Source organism: Paenarthrobacter sp. YJN-D, assembly GCF_015040335.1.
GTDB classification, from domain to species: Bacteria; Actinomycetota; Actinomycetes; order Actinomycetales; family Micrococcaceae; genus Arthrobacter; species Arthrobacter nicotinovorans.
Map to the genome: position 1 here is coordinate 3,578,646 of NZ_CP053549.1, position 25,032 is coordinate 3,603,677.

The following is a 25,032-nucleotide window of genomic DNA, read 5'->3' on the forward strand; positions in this document are numbered from 1 at the left end:
GCAGTCGAGGCGGACCTTCCCGCCGTCGTTTCTTTCCACCCGCGCCAAAACTAAGGCTGCTTAGAATAGGCTGGGTCCATGAGCGCACCCGACCCCCAGCCCGTACGCATCAGCTCCGTACCAGTACAGCTCCAAGCCCTGGAGCCGGCCCTGGAAAAAATCAAGGCTGCCGTGGGCGACGTCCCGGCCCTGCTCGCCATCGCCGGGGAACTCGGCCAGACAGCTCCCATGCCCGGGGAGGGCAGCACAGCCAAGCTCTGGGAACTCCTGGCCTCAGTGACGGCCGTGGATGTCGCTGCCGGGCGAGTGCTGGAACCCCACTTGGACGCCCTCGCGATCCTCGCCCAGGCCGGAAGCGAAACCACCACGGCAGGCGCCTGGGGAGTGTTCGCGGCGGAGGGACCCGGCATGAAGCTCGAAGCCAAACGCACCGCGAACGGCAGCTACGTCCTGCACGGATCCAAGCCGTGGTGCTCCCTGGCCCAACAGCTGGACGGCGCGGTGATCACCGCGCATCTTCCCGACGACGGCGGCAGGGCCGCCTTCGCGGTGAACCTGAAGGACCCCGGGGTCAGCGCGGAAACCCCGGTATGGACGGCACGCGGACTGCAGGAAATCCCGAGCGGCACGGTCCACTTCACCAACGTCCCGGCCAGACCGGTCGGCGGGGAGGGCTGGTACTTCTCCCGGCCCGGATTCGCGTGGGGCGGAATGGGAGTCGCTGCATGCTGGCTGGGCGGGGCGGTGGCCGTGGCCCGGGATTATGCCACCGCGCTGAACAAGGCTTCCGGCAACGGCCGTGAACCCGACCAGATCGCACTGGCCACCTTGGGTGAAATCGACCGCACCATCAGCACGGTCACCGGCTACCTCGCCCAGACCGCGGAACGCATCGACGCCGGCGAGCTGGAGGACGCGGATTCCGAAGGTCAAAGCCCCTGGAGCGATGCCTTGCGTGTCCGCGGAACGGTAGCCGCCGCCGTCGAGCGCATCCAAACCCTGGTGACGCAGAACCTCGGCCCCGCCCCGCTGGCATTCGACGAAGCATATGCAAAGCGCATGGCGGACCTGTCCCTGTACATCAGGCAGCACCACGCCATGCGGGACGATGCCCAGTTGGGCGCCCTGGCGTTGAAAGGGGATCGCAGTTGGTGACGTTCACGCATGCGGATACCGGCACGGCGGAGTCTGACTGGCTGGCCAGCGGCCTGGCCGCCTTGCCCGAACTCCCCCTGGACAAGGACGAACTCGCGGGCACGACCTTCGTGGTGCTCGCTGCGCACCCGGATGACGAATCCCTGGGCGCCGGCGGATTCCTCGCAAAACTTCACGCAGCAGGCGCAGACATCAAGGTCCTGCTCTGCACCGCCGGTGAAGCCTCCCACCCGGAATCGCCAACGACGACGCCGGAACAGCTTGCCGCTGTCAGGCTCACTGAGTTCGACGCGGCTGTGTCCGGGCTGGCTCCCGGCGCGAGCTGGCAGTTCCTGGAACTGCCCGACGGCAGACTGGCAGCCAACGCAGACCGGATCGCGGACGCGGTGCGGGAGGCCGTGGCATCATCAGGGCGTCCGGCGGAAAACGTGACGATCGTTGCCCCGTTCCGTTCCGACGGGCACACCGACCACGACGTCCTGGGCTCCACGGCCGCGCAGCTCGCCGAAAACGATGGCCACGGTTTGTTGGAATACCCCATCTGGTACTGGCTGTGGGCAGGGCCGGAGCACGAAACCTGGCGGACGTGGGTGCGGGTCCCGCTCGAAGCATCGGAGCAGGAAGCCAAAGCTGCCGCGATGCGGGCCCACGCCTCGCAAACGGAACCTCTCTCCGGGCAGCCGGGCGACGAGACACTGCTCTCCGGAACGTTCCTGGAACACTTCCAGAGGCCTTGGGAAACCTTCGCCTGGCACCCGTCAACGGCTGGAAACAACAGCGCCAAGGATGCCGAGCGGATCTTCGACGAAGTCCACTCCCGCGAAGAGGATCCCTGGAGCTACACCACCAGCTGGTACGAACGCCGCAAGCGGGCCCTGACCCTGGCTGCACTCCCCCGGGAATCCTACGAAGCAGGACTGGAACTGGGCTGTTCCATCGGCACGCTGAGCGAAGAGCTCGCCAAGCGCTGCGGAACGTTCCTCGGAGTGGATGCCAGCAGCACGGCGCTCGAGGAGGCCAGTAAGCGGCTTTCCGGGTTTCCGTCGGCGGAAGCCCGGCACCTCACCATGCCGCATGAATGGCCCGAAGGCATGTTCGATCTGGTGGTGTTGTCCGAGACCGGCTACTACCTTTCCCCGGAGGAGCTCACCGAACTCCTGGCCAGGATCCATGCCTCCACCCGCCCCGGCGGCACCCTGCTCCTGTGCCACTGGCGGCACCCGATTTCCGGCTGGCAACTTGATGCGGAAGCCGTCCATGCGATGGCCCGCACCCAGCTGGAGTGGCCTACGCATGGGCTTTACCGTGAGAAAGACTTCATGCTCGAGATCCTCATCGCCCCGGGCGGAGCGACATGACAGATCCGGCACCCCAGGGCATACGGGATGTGGCAGTGGTGGTGCCCGCCCACAACGAGGACCAGCACATCGGCAAAGCGCTGTCAGCGCTTCGGGCAGCCGCCGACGCGCTCAACAAGGCACGCCCGGACATCCGGCTCCGCATGACGGTGGTCCTGGACAGTTGCACCGACCGTTCAGCGGAGATCACGGCCGCGTACGTAACCGGCGATGCCCGCTTTTCCCTGATTGAAGTGGCGTTGCGGAGCACGGGCGCCAGCCGCGGTTTTGGCTTCCGCAGCGCGCTGGCCGCGTGCCACCCCATCAACGCCGGGGACCTCTGGCTCGCCAACACCGATGCCGATTCCGCGGTGCCGGAGAACTGGCTTGTGCGTCAGGTGGAGCTCGCTGACAACGGAGCGGATGCCATCCTGGGTTCCGTGGAGCCCGACCCCGACGATGTTGACCCCGCAGTGCTGCGGCGCTGGCTGGAACTCCACCCGTTCCGCGAGAACCACCAGCATATTTATGGCGCGAACTTTGGTGTCCGCGGCTCTGCATATCTTGCCGTGGGCGGCTTTCCGATGCTTCGGGCGCACGAGGACAGGGTCCTGGTGGAACGCCTCCGCAGCCGGGGATTCCAGGTGGTCGCTACGGACAGCATCCGCGTCCTGACTTCCGGGCGGACCCACGCCCGCGCACCGGAGGGATTCGCTGCCTACCTCCGGGCTCTGGGAGCGGAACTTCCGGCCGTAACGGGCTAAGCCGTCAGTCGATCAGCGCTACGCCGAACTCAGCGACGACGGCCCGCAATTCCTTGAGGTAGCGCTGTGCTTGGTCAGTGAGCGGAATCGCTGCGTGGCCGATCCAGCCGATCTCGATGCGTTCGTCAACGTCGAGCGGGATGGCGACGATCTCCGGGTCGAGGCGGCCGCTGATGATACCCGTCGAGATTGTGTAGCCGTGGAGCCCGATCATGAGGTTGAAGATCGTGGCACGGTCAGAGACCCGGATCTCCTGCTTGCTGGACAAGGTGGAGAGAATCTCCTCGGCGAAGTAGAAGGAGTTATTCGCACCTTGGTCGAAGGTAAGCCGGGGCATGCCGGCGAGATCGTCGAGGGTCGCGCGCTCTTTTGAGGCGAGCGGGTTGTGCCGTGAAATGAAAATGTGCGGATCGGCAAGGAAAAGCGGAGTGAACGCGAGCCCGGAATCCCGGATCAGCTTGTCGATGATCTTCCGGTTGAAATCGTTCCGGTAGAGGATGCCTATCTCGCTGCGGAGCGTCCGGACATCCTCGATGATGTCCCAGGTGCGGGACTCGCGCAGCGAGAACTCGTATTCGGCCACGTCGGTGGCCTTGACCATCCGGACGAAGGCATCAACCGCGAAAGAGTAGTGCTGCGTTGACACCCCGAGCAAACGTCGCGTCGGCGGGCTGCCGAGGTAGCGCTGCTCAAGGAGAGCAAACTGCTCGACGACCTGCCTCGCATAGCCGAGGAACTCCACCCCGTCGGCGGTGAGGGTCACCCCGCGGGCGGAACGGAGCAGGAGCGCACGGCCCACCCGGGCCTCAAGATCCTTCATCGCGGCAGACATTGTCGGCTGCGCAACGTAGAGAAGGTCTGCAGCCGCGGAGATCGACCCCTCAGCTGCAACCTCTATGAAGTAACGGAGCTGCTGCAGGGTCAGACCACTCGAAATCTGGGGCATAGGGAAATTCTATATGAATGCATAGAAATGCCTAGTTACCCGATATCCCTAGGAAGGTTGCACCATGGATACATCCCCTTCTGAAAGGCCGTCTCCGGCCCATCACCACGGATTGGCAACGCATGGCAGACGACTTCAGCTTCAGCATCACCACCACCCGCTTCGACGAGGACTACTCGCCGTCGGAAGGCTCCCGGATCACGACGAATTTTGCCAACCTGGCACGGGGCGAGCACCGCCAGGAGAACCTCCGCAACGCCTTGACGATGATGCGGCGACGCTTCAACGATCTCGCAGCCTGGGACAACCCGCACCGGGACCGCTACACGCTCGAACTTGAGATCGTTTCCGTACAGATACAGCTCCCCACGGAAGCCACGGACCAGCAGTTCCCCCTGTTCGAGGTTCTCGACATCCAGATCGTCGACCAGCTGAACGGGGTCCGTCACCAAGGGATCGTGGGAAACAACTTCTCCTCCTACGTCCGCGACTTCGACTTCAGCGTCGTACTGCCGGCAGCAGCAGGCGACTCAGGCAAGCCCACCGTTCCCGAGGACTTCGGCGATCTTCACGGCAAACTGTTCCAGCACTTCCTCGATTCCCCGGAATGCCAGGAACGCTTCCCGCAGCCGCCGGTGGTCTGCATCAGCGTCTCCACGAGCAAGACATACCGGCGCACCGGAAACCATCACCCGGTCCTGGGCGTCGAGTACCAGCAGGACGACTTCTCGCTGACCGACCTGTACTTCGGAAAGATGGGGCTGCAGGTCCGCTACTTCATGCCGCCCGGCAGCGTAGCGCCGCTCGCCTTCTATTTCCGCGGCGACCTGCTCAACGACTACTCCAACCTGCAGCTCATCGGCACGATCAGCACCATGGAGACCTTCCAGAAGATCTACCGCCCGGAGGTCTACAACGCGAACTCCGCCGCCGCCGCCATCTACCAGCCGAGCCTGGGAGAACAGGATTACTCGCGGACCCGGATCGCTTACGACCGCGTCGAGCGCAGTCAGCTCGCGGTCAAGCAGGCGAAGTACACGGAGGAGCACTTCATCACTCCCCACAAGGACCTGTTGGACCGGTGGACCGCCAAATACCCCGCTCTCGTCAACTGACCCCCGGAGAAACGTCAATCATGAACACAATTTTGCCCACCACCGTTGTCGGAAGCCTGCCGAAACCATCGTGGCTCGCACAGCCGGAGACTCTTTGGTCGCCGTGGAAACTGGAGGGAGATGCGCTGCTCGAAGGCAAGCAGGATGCTCTCCGCATCGCCATCCAGGAACAGACCCGGCGCGGCATCGACATTGTCAGCGACGGCGAGCAAACCCGCCAGCACTTCGTCACTACCTTCATCGAGCATCTCAGCGGGGTCGACTTCGAACAGCGCAAGACCGTGCGCATCCGCGACCGCTACGACGCGAGCGTGCCGACCGTCGTCGGACCGGTGCGCCGTGAACGGCCGGTATTCGTCGAAGACGCAAAGTTCCTCCGCGCAACCACCGACCGGCCGATCAAATGGACTCTGCCCGGTCCAATGACAATGGTGGACACGCTCTACGATGACCACTACAAGAGCCGCGAGAAGCTGGCCTGGGAGTTCGCCGCGATCCTGAACGAGGAGGCGAAAGAACTGGAGGCGGCCGGAGTGGACATCATCCAGTTCGACGAGCCCGCGTTCAATGTCTTCCTCGATGAGGTCAAGGACTGGGGCGTGGCTGCCCTGGAGAGAGCGGCAGAGGGACTGCGCGCGGAGACCGCCGTGCATATATGCTACGGCTACGGGATCAAGGCTAATACTGACTGGAAGGCGACGCTCGGCTCACAGTGGCGGCAGTACGAGGAATCGTTCCCGCTGCTGCAGAGCTCCAGCATCGACATCATCTCGCTGGAGTGCCAGAACTCCCACGTGCCCATGGACCTCATCGAGCTCCTCCGCGGCAAGAAAGTCATGCTCGGGGCAATCGACGTCGCAAATGAGACCATCGAGACCCCGGAGGAGGTCGCCGACACCCTCCGCAAGGCCCTGCAGTTCGTCGATGCGGACAAGCTCATCCCCAGCTCCAACTGCGGCATGGCACCGTTCCCGCGGGACGTCGCACTGGCCAAGCTGAGCGCTCTCAGCGCAGGGACGAACATCATCCGCGAGGAACTCGCCCGCTCCGCCGCCCAGGTGTCATAACCATGTTTCACGCCTACCCGCCGGACACGTGGGTCGGGGCTCCGAAGCAAAGCTTCCCGTCCTCCCTCTCGGCCGACGAATTCAAAGCACTGTTCCGTGGCCACCCGGGAGGTGTCGCCGTCATCACGGCGGATGCCGGCGAAGGACCCGTGGCGCTGACGGTGTCGTCGGTCGTCTCAGTGAGTGCGGAACCTCCGTTGCTGATTTTCTCGGTCTCGGCATTGTCCTCTGCCTCTGAGGTCCTTTCACGCGCCGAAACCGTCGTCGTGCACCTGCTGGACGCGCACGACATCGACTTGGCGAAGTTTGGAGCCACCCCCGGCGCCGACCGCTTTGACCAAACGCACCGCTGGTCGACCCTGGCAACCGGAGAAGCGGTTTATGACGATGTCCGTGCCTGGGTGCGTTGCGCCGTCATCAATCGCATGGAGGTGGGGACCTCCAGCATCATCGCCGTTCACGCCCTGGAGTCCCGCGTGATGCGTGACGTCCAAGCGGGCGAATCCGGCGACGCCCTGGTCTACCACAACCGTTCATGGCACCGCCTGGGCGAGCATTCCAAGCATGAAGGCTGAGCGCCGCGCCAACAATGCAATGCAGCAGGCCGAACGGCGGACGACGGCGGGAGCATAACTCCCGCCGTCGTCCTCGTTAAAGTCGACGGCGGTGCGGTCGCCGTCGTCGAACTGCGCGCGAAGCGGTCCCCTGGAGCTAAGCCGCCAGCGCCCCTTCGACGGCGGCAATTGCGGCCCGCGTAATGCTTTCCCGCTCGCCGGTTCCCTCCACGGTCAACAGAATCCCGCGCTTGGTGTACGCCGTCAAAACCGGCTGGGTCTCTTCGCGGTACAGCTCCAACCGACGTTGGATCACGTCTTCGGTATCATCGCTCCGACCCTGTTCTTTGGCCCGGCGGAGCATCCGGGCCAGCAGCTCGCCGTCCGGGGCCGTGAGCGCCAGGACAACTTCCAAGGGCTGGCCACGTGCTGCAAGCATCTCGTCCAGGGCCCCGATCTGAATGACAGTCCGGGGGTAGCCATCCAGCAGGAAGCCGTCGGCAGCATCGGGTTCCTCCATGCGCTGCTTGAGCATGTCCGTGGTGACGTGGTCCGGCACAAACTCGCCCTTGTCCATGAAAGCACTGGCTTCCAGCCCGAGTTCGGTTTTGTCCCGGACGTGGGCGCGGAACAGATCCCCCGTGGAGATGGCGGGAATCCCGAAATGCCGCGCAAGGTGCTCAGCCTGCGTGCCTTTGCCGGAACCTGGAGGGCCCATGATGATCAGTCGCGCCATGACACTGGTCCGTTTCGAGAGGCGGCCGGGGTTACAAGACTACTCTCCCGCTAAGAGCTGGAGCGCGGGTGCATGATCCGCATCTGGTCCCAGGTACGCTCCGATGCAGCGATGTTCTGGTTGGACCGCTCACGGTCCAGGGAAGCGAGTTCGACGGCGATCGCCTGGACCGCGGATACGGCACCTGTCAGGGATGGGAAGAATCCCGCGCCTTCCGTAGGCACCACGATCCGATGATCAGCATGCACTGCCACCGGCGATCCTGCGCTGTCCGTGATGGAGGCGATGGGGGTGCCCAGGTTGTGCGCGATCTCGACAGCCCGCATGGTGCTGTCGTAGACCCTCCAAAGGCTGATCGCGATGACGAGGTCGTCTGCACCAAGCCGTGCAATGGCGTTGGTCAGGGCAGCGACGTCGGCGTCGAGGAGCCGGACGTTGTAGCCGGCGATGATCGCGTTGTGTTCCAGCGCCTTGCCCGGTATGGCGTAACTGCCTGCTGCAACGATGAAAGTCTGCCGTGCACCGGCAATCGCCTGCGCAATGTCATGAAGGGTGTTGGCATCCAGGGTTCGCTCAAAATGGGCCAGGTTGGCGCGATCCGTGGACACGGCAGCCTGTGCCGGGCTGTTGATGTGGCCGTTGTGTTCGGCGGCAACTTCCACTGCGCTAAGGGACGCCAGGAAGCGTGAACGCAGCTCGAATTGGAAGTCTGCCCACCCCTTGAATCCCAGTGTTTGCGCGGTTCTTGTCACCGTGGAGGCGTTCGAGGCGGCAGCCCCGGCGATGTCGCTGACAGAGCCGTAGGACGCAAGCCGTGGCTGGGATCGGAGGATGCCAATGACTTGCAATTGGCGTGCCGCGAGCTTCCGCCCTTGGACACGGCTGTCCAGCCACTCGGTCAACGTTGACGAGTCGAAATCTTCTTCCACCTATTGACCTACCTCACACTTTGGCCGTAACTTCGATACATCGCTTCTGCACAGATCCGTGCATATTCCTAAAAATGTACAACTTGGCCCACTTTGGCAGGAATCACCATGTCTCTCACAGCACGCTTGGATCGTCTGGCTCTCAGTCGACCACACTACAAGCTTCTCCTTATCGGAGGCCTCGGCTACTCGTTCGACGGCATGGACGGCGCAGTAGTCGCCTTCCTGCTCCCGCGCATCCAGGAACTATGGGGCCTCAGCACCGCCAGCCTCGGATTGGTTGGCTCCGCGGCCCCGTTCGGCTTCTTCTTCGGCGCAATCCTGGCCGGTTGGATGGGTGACCGCTTCGGCCGCAAGAAGGTCATGTTGTGGGCTCTTGCCTTCTACTGCCTCATGTCGATCGTCGCGGCCATGGCCCCCAACTTCGAAATCTTCCTGATTGCACGGATCTTTGCAGGATTGGGGGCCGGCGCTGAAAGCGTGATCATCGCCCCCTTCCTCTCCGAGTTCATCCCTCCCAAGCGCCGCGGCTGGTTCATCGGAACCCTGGCCGGCTTCTTCTCCTTCGGCTTCGTGGCTGCCGCGCTGATCGGCCGGTTCGTGGTTCCGATGGGCGAGGATGGCTGGCGCTGGGCGCAGGTCATCACTGCCGTTCCCATCCTCCTCCTGCTCTGGTGGCGTCGCAGCCTACCCGAATCCCCGCGCTTCCTCATCAGCCGCGGGCGCATCGCAGAGGCAACCGCAGTTGTGGATCGCTTTGAGCAGAGCGTAGTGAAAGCCACCGGGAAGCCCTTGGAGCCCTTGCCATCCGCGGAAGAAGAGATCACCAAGCACGAGCAAAAGATCAGTGTCTGGAATGCCCTGAAATTCATGTGGTCCAAGGCAATGCGCCGCCGGACCGCGGTGATCTGGTTGATCTGGTTCGTCATCACGTTCTCCTACTACGGCTTCTTCTCCTGGATTCCCACGTTGCTGGTCGGCCGTGGCATCACGGTCACCAAGAGCTTCGAATTCTCCATCCTCATTTACCTGGCACAGATCCCCGGCTACTTCTCGGCGGCCTGGTTGTGTGACCGGATCGACCGCAAAAACACCATCGCCCTCTACCTGGCGGGATCGGCCATCAGCGCCTTCTGGCTGAGCCAGTCCAACGATTCCGGCATGATCCTGGTGGCCGCAGCAACGTTGTCCTTCTTCCTGAACGGCACCTACGCAGGTGTTTACGCCTACACGCCGGAGCTCTTCCCCACCTGGATGCGCGCCACCGGCGTTGGCCTTGCCAGTGCTGTGGGCCGCGTCGGCAGCATCCTGGCCCCGTCCATCATCGGAATCTTCGCGGCTTCCCTCGGTTTCGGCGGAGTGTTCACCATGACCACCGTGGTGCTGACAATCGGCGTCCTGGGCGTCGTGATCTTCGGCGCCTCCACTGCGGGCAAGTCGCTGGAAGACATCAACGCCCGCGCCGAACATGACCCGGCAGCGGCAGGAACAGCGAGCAAATGAGCGGAAACACCATGAAGACTGATACCACGTTCCAAGAGGCCTTCACCTCCCTGCAGAAGGATCCGGGAGTCATCCTGTTCACTGCATTGCAGTGGATCCCGCAACGTTCCGGTTTGAAGCGGCTGTTCACCAGCCATCCCGCGGAATACCCGGTGGGCGGAGAGAAGACCGTCGAGATCTCCCCCGGCTGGCTGGGAACGGTCATCGAAGAAAAGAAGCCGTTCCTTGCCCCTGACCTGGCAGCACTCCGCGAAGTCTTTTCAGACTCCGGACTTATCCAGCAGCTCGGCTGCGGAGCCGTGATCAACGTGCCGGTCCTCGATCCTGACAACAACGTGGTGGGCGTCCTGGCGCTCCTTGATGCGGAAGGCAAGTACACGCAGCAAAGTGTGGACACCGCCGTCGAAGTCATCAACGCGAACCTGCCCGCGCTGGTCCAAGCCTTTGAAGCCCATCCCACTGAAGTACCTGAAGACCCCGAAGTCCCCGGGAAGGACACCGTTTAGCATGAGCACCACCCTTGAAACCACGGCCCTCGTCATCCGCAACGCCAGCGTCCTGGACGTGGACGCCGGCACCTACTCGACTGCCGACGTCGTGAGCGTTGATGGAAAGATCAGCAGCGTGGGACCGAACGCCGAGGCGCCTTCGAACGCCCGGGTCATCGACGGCACAGGGAAGTTCGTCATCCCGGGCCTCATCGACGCCCACGTCCACGTCGTGGCGTCAAGCGCCGACTTCCGTTCCCTGACCTACACGCCGGCGTCGTACGTCTATGCGCAGACGGCCCGGATCATGGGAGAGATGCTGCGCCGCGGCTTTACTACTGTCCGTGACCTCTCGGGCGCCGACTTCGGGCTGGCCATGGCGCAGGAGGAGGGGCTGCTGGAAGGCCCGAAAATCCACTTCTGCGGCCACGCGCTGAGCCAGACCGGCGGTCACGGCGATATGCGGCTCCCCGGCGAAGATCATGATCCCAATGGCCGCGGCTGCTGTGGCATCGGCAGGGTGGCTGATGGCGTGGACGCCGTCAGGGCCGCTGCCCGCGACGAAATCCGCAAGGGTGCCCACCACATCAAGATCATGGCGTCCGGCGGCGTCTCCTCCCCCACTGACCGCATCGACTCGACGCAGTATTCCATGGAGGAAATGCGGGCAGCAGTGGAAGAGGCCGAGGCTGCCAACCGCTACGTCGCAGCCCACGCCTACACTGCCCGGGCCATCAACCGCGCGCTGGAAGCTGGGGTGCGTTCGATCGAACACGGCAACCTCCTGGACGACGAAAGCCTGCGGCTCTTCCTCGAGAAGGACGCCTTCCTGGTTCCCACGCTGGTGACCTACTGGGCGTTGAAGGAAGAAGGCAAGGAATTCGGCCTCACCGAGGAGATGTGGGCCAAGGTGGACTCCGTGCTCACCAGCGGACTCGAAGCCATCTCGCGGGCCCACCAGGCAGGCGTCAAGATGGCCTTCGGATCCGATCTTCTGGGCGGCATGCACCGCCACCAGAACGAACAGTTCAGGCTGTTGGGCAAGGTCCAGCCCGCCATCGACGCCATCCGCTCAGCCACCACGACGGCGGCGCTGCTGCTTGAGCGCGCAGGTGAACTTGGCGTGGTGGCGCCAGGCGCCGACGCGGACATGCTGGTCCTGGACGCGGATCCGGTGGCCGATATCTCCGTGCTTGCCGATATTTCGGAGCACCTCGAATACCTGGTCCAGAACGGCCGGGTGATCTCCTAGCGCCTGCTCCCGAGGGCCATCAGGCCTGTTCTTCCCCTCCAAAAAGCCCGATAATGTAAGCATGCTGATCAATACCGAATCGAGCAGGAGGAGGAAAAAGTGACCACGAAAGTGAACAAGACAATCATGGTCAACGTTCCGATCAGTACGGCCTACAGGCAATGGACACAGTTCGAGGAATTCCCGCACTTCATGGGCGGAGTGGAGCGAGTGACGCGGCTCGGCGACGACCGCCTTGAATGGGTCGCCGAGATCGCAGGCGTCCACCGCACCTGGGAAGCCAGGATCGTCCAGCAGGACGTGGACCGTGCCGTGGCGTGGGCCGCCGTCGAGGGTGTCAAGAACGCAGGGTGGGTGGAGTTCAAGGAAGCCGGCCCCAGCCAGACTTCCCTGCACTTGTCGTTGGAATACGAACCCCACGGCGTCCTGGAATTCCTGGGGGACAAGTTGCACATTGTTGAGAGGCAGGCTGAGTCAGACTTGAAGAAGTTCAAGGAGTACATCGAAAAGCAGGCACCGGAGACCGGCACCGCGGGAACCGGCACCACAAACACTGCGGGAACCGACACCACAAACACCACACCGGTTGTCGACCCCATCAACCACCCGTTCGACCAGACCAACGGGTTGGCGGACGTCGATGGAGACTCGGATGGCACCGCCGAAAGCGATACCCGAAGCAAGGCCGAACGCAGGGACGGGGACGACCCCGGAGCCATCCCCCCACTGGGTGGCACCCTCGGCCAGCACTGACCGGAGAAAGAAACGCGGGGTTACTTACGGCCCATAGGGGGTATCCCAAAGGCCATAAGTAACCCCGCGTTGTTCTACTTGGTGCCAGTGTAGACGACGGCGGGCGCCGCCGGGGCCTGCATCCCCTCACCGATGAAGAAGCCCGGGTGCGGCGGCTGGTTGTACGCCACATTCTCACGTGCAACAGCCGTGCGGTAGACGGTGTCGTGCATCAGTGTGCGCAGGCGAACCTCGGTGGGAGCCGTGGTGGTGTAGATCCTGAGTTCGGTGCTGTCCGTGGACGGCCAGGCGATCTCCTCGCGCCAGTCACCCAGGATGTCGGCCTGAATGGACGGGTTGCCCTTGGTGGTGTTGTTGCTGCGGGCACCGTCTGCCGTCAGGAGGCGGTCGCTGGTTTCGGTTTCCCAGTTCCACTTGGAGATAGTGGGGACGCCACGGGAGACCGTTGCATCGTAGTCGTGGTCAACGATCTCGCGGAGGAGGTCCCCGTCCCACCAAGCCAGGAAGTTGGCGGCGGGAATGTTCTCGGAGATCAGCTCACCCTTGGCCGACCTCAGCTGGCCCACCGGCGAGTCCCAGGCGGCGGAACCACCCACGGCCCAGCCCTCGGCCCCTTCATAGCGGGGATCGATGTCACCCGCTGCACCACGGCCGGTGTCCTTGACGGCAGGGATGCTCCAGAGAATTTCACCCGTAGCAGCATCCCGGAAGGTCGCTCCACGGTTGCCGCTTTGCCCCATGCTTTCGTGGACGGCAAATGTCTCCAGCCCCGGCCTGGACGGGTCGAGGTCGCCGGTGTGGATCGCGTCGCCATGACCGAGCTTGGTGTTGTACAGCGGCTGGCCGTTGTCATCGATGGTCATTGAGCCGAAGACGAACTCATCCTTGCCGTCCTGGTCCACGTCCGCGACGGAGAGGTTGTGGTTGCCTTGCCCCTTGTACTCGTCCCCGGCCTGGTTGGAATCGAAGGTCCAGCGTTTCACGAGTTTTCCGTTGACGAGGTCGTAGGTCACCAGCACTGTGCGGGTGTAGTAGCCGCGGCTGAACATCAGCGAGGGGTGTTCGCCGTCGAGATAAGCCACGGCGGCGAGGAAGCGGTCAACGCGGTTGCCGTAATTGTCGCCCCATCCTGCCACCGGGCCCCGGGCCGGCTCGTAAGCGACGGTGTCCATGATCGTTCCAGTCTCGCCCTTGAAGACCGTGAGGAACTCGGGACCGGACAAGACGTAGCCGGCACTGTTGCGGTAGTCGGCGTTGGCGTTGCCGATCACCGTTCCCGCCGCGTCCGTCGTGCCGTCCGCCGTCTTGAACGAGACCTCGGCCTTGCCGTCGCCGTCGAAGTCGTACGCGAGGACCTGCGTGTAGTGTGCGCCGGCGCGAATGTTGCGCCCCAGGTCGATGCGCCACAGCTTGGTTCCGTCCAGTTTGTAGGCATCCACGTAGACGTTGCCCGTGTAACCGGATTGCGAGTTGTCCTTCGCGTTGGATGGCGCCCACGTCTGAATAACCTCGTACTTGCCGTCGCCGTCGAGGTCTGCCACGGTGGCGTCGTTGGCCGAGTAGGTGTAGGGCTTGCCGTCGGGCGTCACACCGTCGGCCGGCTTGTCCAGCTTGATGGCCAGGTAGTTCTGCGCCAAGGGCGTGACCGCCTCGGTCAGCTTGTCCCGGCCCTGGCCGTTGCCGACGGTCTTGATCACGTAGCTGGACTGCGCCGTCCCGTGCGGGTCAACGAACATCGTGGCGTTGCGCAGGGGTTCGGGGGTGATGTTGACGCCGTCGCGCAGAACCTGGAAGCCGACACTGTCTTTGTCCAGGCCGAGCATACGCCAGCTCACTGTGACGCCCTGATCCGTCAGGACGGCTACGGGTGCGCGGTCCAGATTTTCCACTTGGCGCTTCAGCGAAGCGGGGTCCTTGGCGGCAGGCACGACGGCGGGAAGTCCGGTTTGCGCTGACTGCTGGAGTTGGGCGGGAGCTGCTTGGGCAAGCGGGACGCCTGTCAGCGCGATGGCGGCGGCAGCCAGGGAGGCAGAGGCCGCCAGTGGAACTGCCCTCCGCGCATGACGACGGGCGGTGGGGTAGGAACATTTCGAGGGGTGAGCCAAAGAACATCTCCTTTGATGCTGGGCGGCAGGGGGTCTGCACGCACATTTTGGAACGTTTCACTAAACATCAAGCAATCTCTCCGCATATGAGCGAGTGAGGTGATCGATGCGAGAAAACGCTTTCCGCCAACAAGGTTTACCAGCGCCTCAACCATCCGGTCAAGGGTTTGACAGGAAATGACTGTGCGGCTTCGGTGCGAAATGTTCGAATTTGTCCGTTGCTCCATGTGCATCTGTGAGCCCTCCGTGACGGTCCGTTTCGTCGGATTTCGCCGGGTTGAGCGGGGTGACGGAACGGCTTTGGGCTCTGGGCCGGGCTCCGTAGTGTCGTGCCATGCCGAAGCCTCCAGTTACTCCCCTGTCCGTCCTTGACCTCAGCCCGGTGTCAGCCGGGCAGAGCCCCGGCGAGGCACTGCGCAGCACCATCGCGCTTGCCGCCTCCGCCGAAGCTTCCGGCTACTCGCGCTACTGGCTCGCAGAACATCACCTCAACACAGGCGTTGCCGGTTCTGCCCCGCATATCCTGGCCGGTTTGGTTGCGTCGGCCACCACGACCATCCGTGTCGGCACGGCGGCCACCCTGTTGGGGAATTACAGGCCGCTCCAGATTGCGGAGAGCATCGGCACGCTCGCCGCCGTGTTCCCGGACCGTGTGGACCTTGGCTTTGGTCGCTCCGGCCCGCCGAAGTCGCCCAGCGAACCGGCTCCTGGAGTAGTTCCCCCTACGGACACACCCGGCGATCGCGTGGTTGACGGTTTGCTGATTCCTTCGCCGCGCCCCATCTTCAGCGCCGTCCTTCCCAGGAAATTCCGCTTGCAAGGTGAACTGCTGGGCCGCTTCCCTGGAGACACGGACAACTTCGAGAACGACGTCCAGGACATCATCGGTTTCTTCACCGGGGAGTACAGGACCAAGCATGGCGAGGAAGTCACCGCGACGCCGGCTCTCGGGCAGGCGCCCCAATTCTGGATCCACGGTTCAACAGCGGGTCCCAGCGCGCGTTTGGCAGGCAAGTTGGGACTTCCCTTCGGCGCGAACTACCACGTAGCACCAGCCGGCGTGCTGGACTCCATTGCCGAATACCGGGCCCACTTTGAACCGTCTGCTTCCTTGCAGGAACCGCAGGTGATCGTCTCGGCGGACGTGCTGGTGGCCCCGGACGAACGCCAAGCACAGCGCCTCGCACGCGGCTATGCCCAGTGGGTACACGGCATTCGCAGCGGCCAGGACGCCATCCCCTACCCCTCGCCGGACGATGCCCTGGATCTTCCTTTGGACGCGGAAGCCGAGGAGCTGATCAAAGACCGCGTGGACACGAGGCTGGTGGGCGACCCCCACCAAGTCAGCGCCAAGCTGCGCACGTTGCAGCGCGTCACCGGCGCCCAGGAACTGCTCATCACCACCATTGCCCACGACCCCGCCGACCGGCAGAACTCCTACCAACTGCTCGCCGAGGCCTGGGGGCTCTAACTTTTCCGATTTTCCACCCACCACCTACCAAGGGAGCATCCATGTCCATCGAAACCACAGTCCAGGATTCAGTACAAGAAGACACCCAGCTGATCACCGCCGATGCCGCGGCCAAACTCATCGAAGAAGGCGCCCTCCTGATCGATGTCCGCAGCGAAGGCGGGCGCGCCAGCACCGGCGCAGTCCCCGGTGCCGTAGTGGTCAACCGCGAGCACGTTGAGGAAGACTTCAGCCCCGAATCCGCGCACCGCCTTGCCCAGGTCAGCGGCACCGACCAGAAAATCGTGGTGTTCTGCGGCTCCGTGAACGGTTCACGTCCCGTCGCGCAGAAGCTCAAAGTCCTCGGCTACGCCAACGCCGTCCACGTGGACGGCGGCTTCCCGGCACTCCGCGACGCCGGCGTCCCCACCACCGGGCCGACGGCCCCGCCGGCTCCCGTAGCTCAGGCGTCCACTGATTCGGTGGCTTCCGAACGCTGAGCACCGGCCGCCGTCGGACGCTCCGACGTAAGTGCTACCGCCGCCGTCGCGGTTTCCTTCCCGGAAGTCACGACGGCGGCACGTGCGTTTCTGCGGTCCCGCGCCTCGCGGAACCAGTCGAGTCCGCCGGCGAGCAAGGCGACGCCCAGCAGGACACAGCACATCACGATGCCTTGGTGGAAAGCATCCTTGGAGGCCTGGCCGGTGGCCGCTCCCTGGGCTTGCAGGAACATTCCCGCGGCGGCGGCTGAGCACAGTGCCGCCGCGAATCGTTGGCTGAGTTGGTAGAAACCTGCCGCCACTCCCGCCATGCGTTCCTTCCCGCCCCCCTTTGCCTCAGGTTGGCCCGAAAACAACCAGAAATGGTTAATTTGGGGGAATATGAATGTCAAAGCGGGTCAGGAAGCCACCGAGAGGACGCGTGCCTGGGCCTCATCACCGATCAACAGTCCTTGGACCTTCCGCCCGTGAGGGGTTAGCTTCCACCCCTTTGGCTCGCGCCAATAACCCCGGGAGCTCACCCCTCGCGTAAAGGTCTCGTCAAGAATTGGCCCCTTCCGGCATCACGGCTCGTGCGCGGTGCTATGTTCAGCTCAGATCGACGAGCGTCTGGGAGGGCACCCATGACCACGTTAAGCAGACCACCGGCTGACCCCTCGGCTCCCAGGCCCCGGGGTTGGACATCATTCCGGACGTGGCTCCTGTTCGGGCTGCAGGACAGCAAAGGCCGGCATCCCGGCCCCGGCGTGGTCAGTGCGGCCCACGAAAAGAAGCACCATTGGTGGCAGGTCATGTGCCTGACGGGCGTGGACTACTTCTCCACCCTTGGCTACCAGCCGGCCATCGCTGCCTTGGCCGCGGGCGTGATCTCACCGCTGGCCACCATCGTCCTGGTTGCCGTTACCTTGTTCGGCGCGCTTCCGGTCTACCGGCGCGTGGCAGGGGAAAGTCCCCGCGGCGAGGGCTCCATCGCCATGCTCGAGCGTTTGCTTCCACGCTGGGGAGGCAAACTGCTGGTGCTGGTGCTGCTCGGCTTTGCCGCCACGGACTTCATGATCACCATGACCCTTTCCGCGGCGGATGCCACGGCCCACTTCATCCAGAACCCCGTGATGCCGTCCTGGCTGCAGGGCCAGAATGTTCCTGTCACCTTGGTCCTCCTGGCACTCCTGGCCGCTGTTTTCCTCCGTGGTTTCAAGGAGGCGATAGGCGTCGCCGTCGTTCTTGTGGTCCTTTACCTGGGCTTGAATGTGGTGGTGGTCGCCACCACCGTCGTCGAGGTCCTGGCGCATCCCACCGCCGTAGGTGACTGGTGGCAGCTGCTGTGGACATCCCACGGCAACCCGCTCATGGCCGTAGCCATCGCTTGCATTGTCTTTCCGAAACTCGCGTTGGGCCTCTCCGGATTCGAGACGGGTGTCGCCGTGATGCCGCAGGTGCAGGGCGACCCCGATGACACTGAGGCCAAGCCAACAGGCCGCATCCGGGGAACCCGGAGAATGCTGACCACCGCCGCATTGATCATGAGTTCGTTCCTCATCACCTCAAGCTTCACTACTGTTGTCCTCATCCCCGAGCGCGAGTTCGAGCCCGGCGGCCAGGCAAACGGCCGTGCCCTCGCGTTCCTCGCCCACGAGTACCTGGGCCTGGGTTTTGGCACGGTGTACGACATCAGCACCATCGCCATCCTGTGGTTCGCAGGCGCCTCCGCCATGGCCGGCCTGCTCAACCTTGTACCGCGGTACCTTCCCCGCTACGGCATGGCTCCGGAATGGGCCAAGGCGGTTCGCCCCTTGGTGCTGGTTTTCACGCTGGTGGGGTTCTTCATCACTTTCGTCTTCAACGCCGACGTCGACGCCCAGGGCGGTGCCTACGCCACCGGTGTCCTGGTGCTGATGACGTCAGCCGCCGTTGCCGTGACACTGTCCACCCGCCGTCGTGATCAGCGCAAACGCATGATCGGCTTCGGCGCCATCGCCGCCGTGTTCGTCTACACCACGGTGGCCAACGTCGTGGAGCGACCCGAAGGCATCCGGATTGCGGCCGTGTTCATCGCCGGCATCATCGGCATCTCCCTGCTGTCCCGGGTGCGCAGGTCGTTCGAGTTGCACGCCACACACGTTCACATGGACCGCAACGCCCTGGAATTCATCCTTGACGACGGCACCGAACCCATACGGCTCATCGCGCACGAACCGCTCCGGCTTACGGCGGAGGCCTATCGCTCGAAGCTGGTCTCGGCCATCGAGGTCAGCCACCTCCCCCTCAACTACCACGGCCTGTTCCTTGAAGTGGTGCTCGACGACACTTCGGATTTCGAGACCGAACTGTACGTCAAGGGCATCGAACGGCACGGCTACCGGATCCTTGAGGTGCATGGTCCGGTGGTGGCGAACACCATTGCCTCGGTGCTTTTGCATATCCGTGACGTCACAGGGTTGATGCCCCACATATATTTCCGCTGGACTGAGGGCAACCCGATGACCAACCTGTTGCGCTTCCTGTTCCTGGGCGAGGGCGAAATAGCCCCGGTGACCCGCGAGGTCCTCAGGGAGGCCGAACCGGAGGTGAGCCGCCGCCCGTGGGTGCACGTCGGTTGAGCGGCGTCCTCTGTCCCGGGTGGCACCGGCAATACCTGTATGGGCCGTCACTCCCGTGGCGCCGGGGAGTAGCGTTCAGTGGGATAGGTCAACCATGAAAGGAAAATCATGACTACCTGGCTCATCACAGGCTGCTCCACCGGTCTCGGCCGCGCACTTGCCCGGGCGGTCCTCGCGAAAGGCGATAACGCCGTCGTGACCGCGCGCGACACCGCCACTCTGCAGGACCTCGCCGCGGAATTCCCGACGACGGCACTCACCGTCCCGCTCGACGTCACCGATCAGTCGCAGGTGGAAGCGGCCGTGCAGCAGGCCGTGGAGCGCTTCGGCGGTGTGGACGTCCTGGTCAACAACGCGGGATACGGCTATCGCGCCGCGATCGAAGAGGGCGCCGACGCGGACGTCAGGACGCTGTTCGATACCAACGTGTTCGGTCCCGTCGCCATGATCAAGGCCGTCCTGCCCGGGATGCGTACCCGGCGTTCGGGTGCGATCGTGAACATCTCCTCGATCGGCGCCCGCATCTGCCCACCCGGGTCGGGCTATTACTCGGCAACAAAGGCCGCGCTGGAAGGCATTTCCGGTTCCCTGCAGAAGGAACTGGCGCCGTTGGGCATCACAGTCACGGCCGTGGAACCGGGTGGTTTCAGGACGGACTTCGCCGGAAGGTCGCTCACGCAATCCGCAGAAGCCATTGACGACTACGCCCAGACTGCCGGCAAGCGACGCAAGGAAAACGACACGGTGCATGGGACGCAGCAGGGTGATCCGGACAGGGCAGCCCAGGTGATTATCAACGCTGTCGAGGCCGCTGAAACTCCTGGCTTCCTGCTGCTCGGTGAGGACGCCGCCAAGGCCTTTGACGCCGTAGCGGAAGCCCAGCGGGCCGAGGTGGATCGTTGGCGGGAGCTCACTGTCAGCACCGGTTACACGGAGTAACAAGCAACGTGTAATCGGTCACACTTGGCTGGATTCGCTTGTCAATCACGGTGGGCAGCATGAACCATGAATGAGGGAATCCGTTCCCATACAAGCTGAATCAGCAATCCTCACCGACGAGGATGCGGCCCCGGGCGACGAAGCTTGGGGCTGTCACCAGCCTGAGTGAAAGTACTGACAATGACGACACATACTGACTCCATCACGCTGAAAATCTGGGACAAGTCGGCCATCGACCACACCATCGATGCCGCCATCCAGTCCCTTTCCCACCGCGCTGCGGCAGAAAACTGCGGCATTGCCGTGACCCTCAGCGGACCGAAGACCTTTACGGTCAGCCTGAGCCGCTAAGCTGCTCGACAACAAACGCAAGAGGACGACGCCGGGACCTCCCGACGTCGTCCTCTTGCGTTTAAGGCTGCACCTGATCCCATAACCGTTTGCGTGACGCTTCAAGCAAACCCTGAGCAAACCTTGATTTTTCCTTGACGCTTTGCCTGCGCGTTTCTTGCGTTGGCGTTGGAACTCTAAGTGAGTCAACGCTTCCAGCTAACGAACGGAGGGATCACAATGCTCACGGAAACCACGGTCCACGCATCAACGGACACCGCTGCCTCACCGGCCCCGGCCACCGCGCCCCGCGGATCCCACCGTGCCGCCGGCGGCGTGGTAACTGTCCTGGTTCCGGCCCACAACGAATCCGCCGGCATCACCGACACACTTGTCTCCCTGAACAACCAGACCCGCCGCCCGGACCGCGTGATCGTGGTGGCCGATAACTGCACCGACGATACCGAGGACCTCGCGGTCGCCCAGGGCGCTGAGGTCATCCGTACGGTGGGAAACAAGGACAAGAAGGCCGGAGCTCTTAACTTCGCCCTCAGCCGGCTGCTGCCCGACGCCGACCCCGAGGACCTCATCCTGGTCCAGGACGCAGACTCCCAGCTCGCCCTTGACTTCATTGAGAACGCCACACAAAACCTGCTCGCCGACGAACTGCTCGGCGCGGTAGGCGGTGTCTTCAGCGGAGGTCCCGGTGGCGGCTTCGTAGGTCACCTCCAGCGCAACGAATACGCCCGCTACGCCCGGGACGTCAAGCGCCTCCACGGCAAGTGCTTGGTAGTCACAGGGACCGCCGCGCTTTTCCGCGTCAAGACTCTTCGCGACGTCGCAGCTGCCCGCCTTGGCGGCACACTCCCTCCCGGAAACGGCAAGGGCGGCATCTACGACACGTCCGTCCTGACAGAGGACAACGAACTCTCCTTCGCCCTGCTGACACTGGGTTACCGGATCGCTTCACCAGCCAACTGCACGCTGGTCACAGAGGTCATGCCCACGTGGCGCGAACTGTGGGCGCAACGGCTCCGGTGGAAGCGGGGCGCGGTGGAGAACTGCGTGCAATACGGATGGACCAAAGTGACCAGGCCCTACTGGGGTCGCCAGTTCCTTTCAATGATCGGCGTCGTAGTGACGCTGGCCTACTTTGGCTCCATCCTCTTCGCGCTCATTTCAGGGATGGGCCTGAACCTCCAGCCCTTCTGGATTGCAGTCACCGGCATCTTCATCCTGGAACGCGTCATCACTGTGCGGTTCCGGGGCTGGAGGCACATGCTGCTGGCCGCAACCATGTACGAAACAGTGATCGACATCTTCCTCCAGGCAGTCCACGCCAAGGCTTACCTGGACGCAGCACTCAACAGAAAGAAAGTTTGGTAATCGACTCATGTACAACAGCCCAGTAACCCCCGCAGCCGGAGCAGCCGCGGCCGGAATGGGATCCGGTACCCTCGCCCTGACCGGAGCAGGCGACCTTTTCTGGTTCGCCCTGGCCGCGTTCGCCATGCTGGCATTGGGGCTCGCGATCAAGAGGATTGTTCCCGTCCGCGCACAGAAGAACCTGCCGTCCGCCTCCTAGGGGATCACCGCGGTGCTTGCTGAAACCCTGGACACCGTGGTGTAGCCGGCTTTGGTTCCGGTGACTCTGACGCTCATGGTGTCCGCCTGGTCTGCGCTCACAAGCTTGTAGTTCTTGGCCGTCGCTCCAGCAATCAAGGTCCCGGAGCGGTACCACTGGTACGTCAGTGCGGTACCGGAAGTCCACGTTCCGGGGTTTGCCGTCAGGGTCGAACCAACTGTGAGCGTACCTGTGATGGTGGGGGTCGGAGCCTGCAAGGTTCCGGCCACCACTGCCGCTGTCGGGGCCGACTCCTTAGTAGCCGTGGCATACCCGGCCAGGCTTCCCGTCACACGCACAGTCAGGCTGGCGCCCTGGTCCGCAGCGGCCAGGACTCGGGTGGGTCCCGTGGCTCCTGAAATGGCCGTGCCGTTCTTGAACCATTGATACGCCAAGGTTGTTCCGGCAGGCCAGGTGCCCGGGACTGCAGTGAGTGTCGAGCCCACCGCTGCCGTGCCGGTGATAGTCGGAACCGGACCCGTGAGCTGGTTCGCCGGGACAAAGGAGAAGTCCCTGATCGTGACGGTTTCCGGTGCAACATGTGCAGCGTCTCCACCGCCGCCGCCGGTGACCCACAGGTTGAAGTGAATCTGTTCCTTGGCAGGAGTGGGAACAGTGGAGCCTTCCAGGACGGTCCTCTTGAGGAGCGGCCCGTCGTAGCCTTCCCCGGCAAACGTCTCAAAGGTCAGCTTGCCCGGCTCCCAGACCATCCGGTGGGTGAGGATGGGGGCATTCGTGACATCGAAGGTGACCGTGTTGTTGCCTTGGCCCGGAGGCAAGGTGGCATCGAACCAGTAACCGTGCCCTTGGGTCACCGGCCAGCTTTCGCCATATGCGGCGCCCCCGCCCCACGCCGACGCTTCACAGAGGTCGATCTCGGTGTAGCCGGGAACGGCATTGGGGTCATAGGTGAATAGGCAGCCCCACACCACTTCCTTTTGGAGTGCGCTGACATCCTTTTCCACCGTGGTGCTGTATGTACCGTAACCGAATCCTTCACGGGTGGACTGGAATTCCGCACCCTTGGGCGCCGAACCTGTCGGGTTGCTTATGGACAGCTTCACGTAGCCGTTGGCATCCGGGTTGCTGACATTGTTGGCATCCCACGTCGCGTTGTACATGGGCGCTCCACCCCAAAAACGCTTCTGCCAATTGAATCCCTTCCAGGCAAAACTGCCCACCGGGCCGGGATCATCTGCCATGGGCGTTGTGTCCGCGGCATGCGATGGTCCTGTGCCGGCAAACATGGACAGGGCAACCGCAGCAATTACGGCTACCCCCATAACTTTTCTTCCCCCACGTGGAAGGAGCCTCACTGACAATGCCATAGCTGTTTCCTCCTGCTGATGCGCCCAGAATGCCAGCGGCTGATCCCGCTGGCCGCAATACGCTCCTCCCCCCGGAGAACGTACAACTCCTCGATTATCGAGTAGCCGTGGCCTTGCGGGAAGCGAAATTGGTACCCAAGATCCGGGAATTAACATCGATTGGATAACGGCCGCGCTTGGCGGCGTAGCCTTGAGGTGTTCCAACAAATGTGTGCAGCACCTTTACCCCGGGAGGCGACATCACTATCCGCAGCGCAGGAATCCTCCTTTACCGGCGAAATACCGCCGGACAATTGGAGCTTTGGATAGCCCACATGGGTGGGCCCTTTTGGGCGCGGAAAGATCAGCACGCGTGGTCAATTCCCAAGGGCGAATTCTCCGACGACGAAGACGCTTTGGTTGCCGCACGAAGGGAATTCACTGAAGAAATCGGCACTCCGCCGCCATCTGCGGACTACGTTCTGTTGGGTACATTCCGGCAGCCCCCGGGCAAACTGATCACGGCGTTCATCGCGGAAGCCAGTGGTTTTCAGCCCGAAGAGATTGTCAGCAACACATTCCCCATGGAATGGCCCAAAGGCTCTGGCACCATCAAGGACTTTCCCGAAATCGACGACGCCCAATGGCTTGAGGAAGCCGTGGCCCGGACCAAGCTCGTCAAAGGGCAACTGCCAATCGTGGACGCGCTGGTACAACGGCTCGCCGGGGAATCGTCCCAGGCCGGCCCGCAGTATTAGCTAGCCGCTCCTGCGCGCGATGAACTGCCGGATCCACTCGACGGTCCCGGGGTGATCCAGGTGCAGCCCGTGTCCCGCACCCGGTACGCGGACAAGGACCGAACGGGCTATGTGCCCGCGTAGCAGCAGCGCATTGGGCAAGGGAGTCAGTCTGTCTTCGGTGCCATGGAGTATCAAGGTGGGAGCCGTAATCGCACCCAGTTCGCTCCAGGCATCGTGCTCGCGGCTGGCCCTGAAATGACGCGCCTTGGCCCACGCCGACGCGCGGGAATTGAAGAAAGTACGTGTCGCCTCGGGGTTGTTCCTGGCCCACTCAGAGTCGAAAAAGAGCGGCCCCAGACGGGCAAGGTCGCCACTGACCAGGGCGTCAAGGGCGGCTTTGTCCGGCTCGGCGGCTTTGTCCGGCTCGGCTGCGCTGTCCGGCATTCTCCCGCCACTCGTTGCCGCCAGGATCAGGGTACGAACCCTTTGCGGCTCATCGATGGCCAGCCACTGGCCTATGCGTCCGCCCATTGAATGGCCGTACACGTGCGCTGACTCCGCCCCGGCCGCGCTGAGCACGGCCGCAGCATCGTTGGCGAGACGTCGAGTGGTGTACCGCTCAGCGTCACCCCTCCCACTGTGGCCAATCCCGCGGTGATCAAAGCGGATGACGCGGTAATAGCGCGACAGAAGCTCCGCCGTCGGGCCCCAACCGTCCATGGACGTGGCCTGCCCGGCGATAAGCAGCATGGGTTCGCCTTCGCCCTCCGATGTCCAGGCGAGTTCGACGCCGTCGGCTGCTTCAGCAAAGTTCACGGTGCCACTTTATCTTTACCGT

At 63.4% G+C, this 25,032-nt stretch carries 25 protein-coding genes; 18 read left to right on the plus strand and 7 right to left on the minus strand.

Translation table 11 applies throughout. From position 1 onward, the window contains the following. The first annotated feature begins 78 nt into the window (after positions 1-78). Genes HMI60_RS16490 through HMI60_RS16500 form a run of 3 tightly spaced genes read left to right on the plus strand, consistent with a single transcriptional unit; the run spans position 79 to position 3,256 of the window. Positions 79-1,155: an acyl-CoA dehydrogenase family protein gene (locus HMI60_RS16490; RefSeq protein WP_193590005.1), complete on the plus strand. Its 1,077-nt coding sequence runs from the start codon at positions 79-81 to the stop codon at positions 1,153-1,155. Further along, positions 1,149-2,513 carry a bifunctional PIG-L family deacetylase/class I SAM-dependent methyltransferase gene (locus HMI60_RS16495; RefSeq protein WP_193590006.1) on the plus strand — a complete coding sequence of 455 codons (1,365 nt, stop codon included), beginning with the start codon at positions 1,149-1,151 and terminating at the stop codon, positions 2,511-2,513. The genes HMI60_RS16490 and HMI60_RS16495 overlap by 7 nt, the downstream gene beginning before the upstream one ends. Then, the gene (locus tag HMI60_RS16500) at positions 2,510-3,256 is read left to right on the plus strand and encodes a glycosyltransferase family 2 protein (protein WP_193590007.1); all 747 of its coding nucleotides are present in this window, start codon (positions 2,510-2,512) and stop codon (positions 3,254-3,256) included. The genes HMI60_RS16495 and HMI60_RS16500 overlap by 4 nt, the downstream gene beginning before the upstream one ends. A gap of 4 nt (positions 3,257-3,260) precedes the next feature. Here HMI60_RS16500 and HMI60_RS16505 read toward each other — a convergent pair whose 3' ends face one another. Further along, entirely contained in the window at positions 3,261-4,202 is a 942-nt protein-coding gene (locus HMI60_RS16505) for a LysR family transcriptional regulator (RefSeq protein ID WP_018778818.1), read from the minus strand. A gap of 122 nt (positions 4,203-4,324) precedes the next feature. Here HMI60_RS16505 and HMI60_RS16510 point away from each other — a divergent pair, with 122 nt between their 5' ends. Genes HMI60_RS16510 through HMI60_RS16520 form a run of 3 tightly spaced genes read left to right on the plus strand, consistent with a single transcriptional unit; the run spans position 4,325 to position 6,959 of the window. After that, positions 4,325-5,317, plus strand: coding sequence for a DUF1852 domain-containing protein (locus HMI60_RS16510; protein WP_039242901.1), 993 nt, complete (start codon positions 4,325-4,327; stop codon positions 5,315-5,317). Positions 5,318-5,337: 20 nt separating this feature from the next. Then, on the plus strand, positions 5,338-6,384 hold the full coding sequence (locus HMI60_RS16515) for a methionine synthase (protein WP_193590008.1): 1,047 nt from the start codon (positions 5,338-5,340) through the stop codon (positions 6,382-6,384). A gap of 2 nt (positions 6,385-6,386) precedes the next feature. Next, the gene (locus tag HMI60_RS16520) at positions 6,387-6,959 is read left to right on the plus strand and encodes a flavin reductase family protein (protein ID WP_193590009.1); all 573 of its coding nucleotides are present in this window, start codon (positions 6,387-6,389) and stop codon (positions 6,957-6,959) included. A gap of 136 nt (positions 6,960-7,095) precedes the next feature. Here HMI60_RS16520 and HMI60_RS16525 read toward each other — a convergent pair whose 3' ends face one another. Both HMI60_RS16525 and HMI60_RS16530 read right to left on the minus strand, forming a co-directional pair. Further along, on the minus strand, positions 7,096-7,674 hold the full coding sequence (locus HMI60_RS16525) for an adenylate kinase (protein WP_193590010.1): 579 nt from the start codon (positions 7,672-7,674) through the stop codon (positions 7,096-7,098). 50 nt (positions 7,675-7,724) lie between these two features. Next, complete coding sequence (locus HMI60_RS16530) at positions 7,725-8,603, minus strand: MurR/RpiR family transcriptional regulator (RefSeq protein WP_193590011.1); 879 nt, start codon at positions 8,601-8,603, stop codon at positions 7,725-7,727. A gap of 108 nt (positions 8,604-8,711) precedes the next feature. Between HMI60_RS16530 and HMI60_RS16535 the strand changes: the two genes are divergently transcribed. From HMI60_RS16535 to HMI60_RS16550, 4 genes are all read left to right on the plus strand, one after another. Further along, the gene (locus HMI60_RS16535) at positions 8,712-10,106 is read left to right on the plus strand and encodes an MFS transporter (RefSeq protein ID WP_064722704.1); all 1,395 of its coding nucleotides are present in this window, start codon (positions 8,712-8,714) and stop codon (positions 10,104-10,106) included. 11 nt (positions 10,107-10,117) lie between these two features. Further along, positions 10,118-10,612 carry a GAF domain-containing protein gene (locus tag HMI60_RS16540; RefSeq protein ID WP_227453570.1) on the plus strand — a complete coding sequence of 165 codons (495 nt, stop codon included), beginning with the start codon at positions 10,118-10,120 and terminating at the stop codon, positions 10,610-10,612. Between the two features lies 1 nt (position 10,613). Then, positions 10,614-11,846, plus strand: a complete 1,233-nt coding sequence (locus tag HMI60_RS16545) for an amidohydrolase family protein (RefSeq protein ID WP_039242906.1) — start codon at positions 10,614-10,616, stop codon at positions 11,844-11,846. A 99-nt stretch (positions 11,847-11,945) separates the two neighbouring features. Then, a complete protein-coding gene (locus tag HMI60_RS16550; RefSeq protein ID WP_193590013.1) occupies positions 11,946-12,599 on the plus strand; it encodes an SRPBCC family protein in 654 nt (217 codons plus the stop codon). Between the two features lie 74 nt (positions 12,600-12,673). On the opposite strand, the gene HMI60_RS16555 is transcribed toward HMI60_RS16550, so the two are convergent. Continuing rightward, positions 12,674-14,704 (minus strand): rhamnogalacturonan lyase, encoded by a 2,031-nt coding sequence (locus HMI60_RS16555; RefSeq protein ID WP_193590014.1) that lies wholly within the window; start codon positions 14,702-14,704, stop codon positions 12,674-12,676. A gap of 334 nt (positions 14,705-15,038) precedes the next feature. Between HMI60_RS16555 and HMI60_RS16560 the strand changes: the two genes are divergently transcribed. Both HMI60_RS16560 and HMI60_RS16565 read left to right on the plus strand, forming a co-directional pair. Further along, positions 15,039-16,175, plus strand: coding sequence for an LLM class flavin-dependent oxidoreductase (locus HMI60_RS16560; protein WP_193590015.1), 1,137 nt, complete (start codon positions 15,039-15,041; stop codon positions 16,173-16,175). A 41-nt stretch (positions 16,176-16,216) separates the two neighbouring features. Next, the gene (locus HMI60_RS16565) at positions 16,217-16,654 is read left to right on the plus strand and encodes a rhodanese-like domain-containing protein (RefSeq protein WP_055972450.1); all 438 of its coding nucleotides are present in this window, start codon (positions 16,217-16,219) and stop codon (positions 16,652-16,654) included. On the opposite strand, the gene HMI60_RS16570 is transcribed toward HMI60_RS16565, so the two are convergent. Beyond that, entirely contained in the window at positions 16,618-16,965 is a 348-nt protein-coding gene (locus tag HMI60_RS16570; protein WP_227453571.1) for a hypothetical protein, read from the minus strand. The two genes, HMI60_RS16565 and HMI60_RS16570, sit on opposite strands and share 37 nt — an antisense overlap. A 312-nt stretch (positions 16,966-17,277) precedes the next feature. Here HMI60_RS16570 and HMI60_RS16575 point away from each other — a divergent pair, with 312 nt between their 5' ends. From HMI60_RS16575 to HMI60_RS16595, 5 genes are all read left to right on the plus strand, one after another. Continuing rightward, positions 17,278-19,254 carry an amino acid transporter gene (locus tag HMI60_RS16575; RefSeq protein ID WP_193590016.1) on the plus strand — a complete coding sequence of 659 codons (1,977 nt, stop codon included), beginning with the start codon at positions 17,278-17,280 and terminating at the stop codon, positions 19,252-19,254. 108 nt (positions 19,255-19,362) lie between these two features. Then, positions 19,363-20,193, plus strand: a complete 831-nt coding sequence (locus HMI60_RS16580) for an oxidoreductase (RefSeq protein WP_193590017.1) — start codon at positions 19,363-19,365, stop codon at positions 20,191-20,193. Between the two features lie 180 nt (positions 20,194-20,373). Further along, positions 20,374-20,544, plus strand: a complete 171-nt coding sequence (locus HMI60_RS16585) for a hypothetical protein (RefSeq protein ID WP_018778796.1) — start codon at positions 20,374-20,376, stop codon at positions 20,542-20,544. A 219-nt stretch (positions 20,545-20,763) separates the two neighbouring features. Continuing rightward, entirely contained in the window at positions 20,764-21,909 is a 1,146-nt protein-coding gene (locus tag HMI60_RS16590; protein ID WP_227453572.1) for a glycosyltransferase family 2 protein, read from the plus strand. A gap of 7 nt (positions 21,910-21,916) precedes the next feature. After that, on the plus strand, positions 21,917-22,108 hold the full coding sequence (locus HMI60_RS16595) for a hypothetical protein (RefSeq protein ID WP_018778794.1): 192 nt from the start codon (positions 21,917-21,919) through the stop codon (positions 22,106-22,108). On the opposite strand, the gene HMI60_RS16600 is transcribed toward HMI60_RS16595, so the two are convergent. Then, positions 22,105-23,430 (minus strand): hypothetical protein, encoded by a 1,326-nt coding sequence (locus HMI60_RS16600; protein WP_039242919.1) that lies wholly within the window; start codon positions 23,428-23,430, stop codon positions 22,105-22,107. The genes HMI60_RS16595 and HMI60_RS16600 overlap by 4 nt on opposite strands. A 284-nt stretch (positions 23,431-23,714) precedes the next feature. Here HMI60_RS16600 and HMI60_RS16605 point away from each other — a divergent pair, with 284 nt between their 5' ends. Beyond that, positions 23,715-24,212, plus strand: a complete 498-nt coding sequence (locus HMI60_RS16605) for an NUDIX domain-containing protein (protein ID WP_193591208.1) — start codon at positions 23,715-23,717, stop codon at positions 24,210-24,212. Here the strand turns inward: HMI60_RS16605 and HMI60_RS16610 are convergent, their stop codons facing one another. Continuing rightward, positions 24,213-25,010, minus strand: a complete 798-nt coding sequence (locus tag HMI60_RS16610; RefSeq protein ID WP_193590018.1) for an alpha/beta fold hydrolase — start codon at positions 25,008-25,010, stop codon at positions 24,213-24,215. It abuts the gene before it with no gap. Positions 25,011-25,032: the final 22 nt, after the last annotated feature.

Coding starts and splice junctions, on each gene's coding strand:
- HMI60_RS16595 (WP_018778794.1), top strand. CDS start 21,917: ATGTACAACAGCCCAGTAACCCCCGCAGCCGGAGCAGCCGCGGCCGGA.
- HMI60_RS16525 (WP_193590010.1), bottom strand. CDS start 7,674: ATGGCGCGACTGATCATCATGGGCCCTCCAGGTTCCGGCAAAGGCACG.
- HMI60_RS16505 (WP_018778818.1), bottom strand. CDS start 4,202: ATGCCCCAGATTTCGAGTGGTCTGACCCTGCAGCAGCTCCGTTACTTC.
- HMI60_RS16520 (WP_193590009.1), top strand. CDS start 6,387: ATGTTTCACGCCTACCCGCCGGACACGTGGGTCGGGGCTCCGAAGCAA.
- HMI60_RS16540 (WP_227453570.1), top strand. CDS start 10,118: ATGAAGACTGATACCACGTTCCAAGAGGCCTTCACCTCCCTGCAGAAG.
- HMI60_RS16570 (WP_227453571.1), bottom strand. CDS start 16,965: ATGGCGGGAGTGGCGGCAGGTTTCTACCAACTCAGCCAACGATTCGCG.
- HMI60_RS16490 (WP_193590005.1), top strand. CDS start 79: ATGAGCGCACCCGACCCCCAGCCCGTACGCATCAGCTCCGTACCAGTA.
- HMI60_RS16590 (WP_227453572.1), top strand. CDS start 20,764: ATGCTCACGGAAACCACGGTCCACGCATCAACGGACACCGCTGCCTCA.
- HMI60_RS16565 (WP_055972450.1), top strand. CDS start 16,217: ATGTCCATCGAAACCACAGTCCAGGATTCAGTACAAGAAGACACCCAG.
- HMI60_RS16600 (WP_039242919.1), bottom strand. CDS start 23,430: ATGGGGGTAGCCGTAATTGCTGCGGTTGCCCTGTCCATGTTTGCCGGC.
- HMI60_RS16535 (WP_064722704.1), top strand. CDS start 8,712: ATGTCTCTCACAGCACGCTTGGATCGTCTGGCTCTCAGTCGACCACAC.
- HMI60_RS16560 (WP_193590015.1), top strand. CDS start 15,039: ATGCCGAAGCCTCCAGTTACTCCCCTGTCCGTCCTTGACCTCAGCCCG.
- HMI60_RS16545 (WP_039242906.1), top strand. CDS start 10,614: ATGAGCACCACCCTTGAAACCACGGCCCTCGTCATCCGCAACGCCAGC.
- HMI60_RS16515 (WP_193590008.1), top strand. CDS start 5,338: ATGAACACAATTTTGCCCACCACCGTTGTCGGAAGCCTGCCGAAACCA.
- HMI60_RS16575 (WP_193590016.1), top strand. CDS start 17,278: ATGACCACGTTAAGCAGACCACCGGCTGACCCCTCGGCTCCCAGGCCC.
- HMI60_RS16500 (WP_193590007.1), top strand. CDS start 2,510: ATGACAGATCCGGCACCCCAGGGCATACGGGATGTGGCAGTGGTGGTG.
- HMI60_RS16510 (WP_039242901.1), top strand. CDS start 4,325: ATGGCAGACGACTTCAGCTTCAGCATCACCACCACCCGCTTCGACGAG.
- HMI60_RS16585 (WP_018778796.1), top strand. CDS start 20,374: ATGACGACACATACTGACTCCATCACGCTGAAAATCTGGGACAAGTCG.
- HMI60_RS16580 (WP_193590017.1), top strand. CDS start 19,363: ATGACTACCTGGCTCATCACAGGCTGCTCCACCGGTCTCGGCCGCGCA.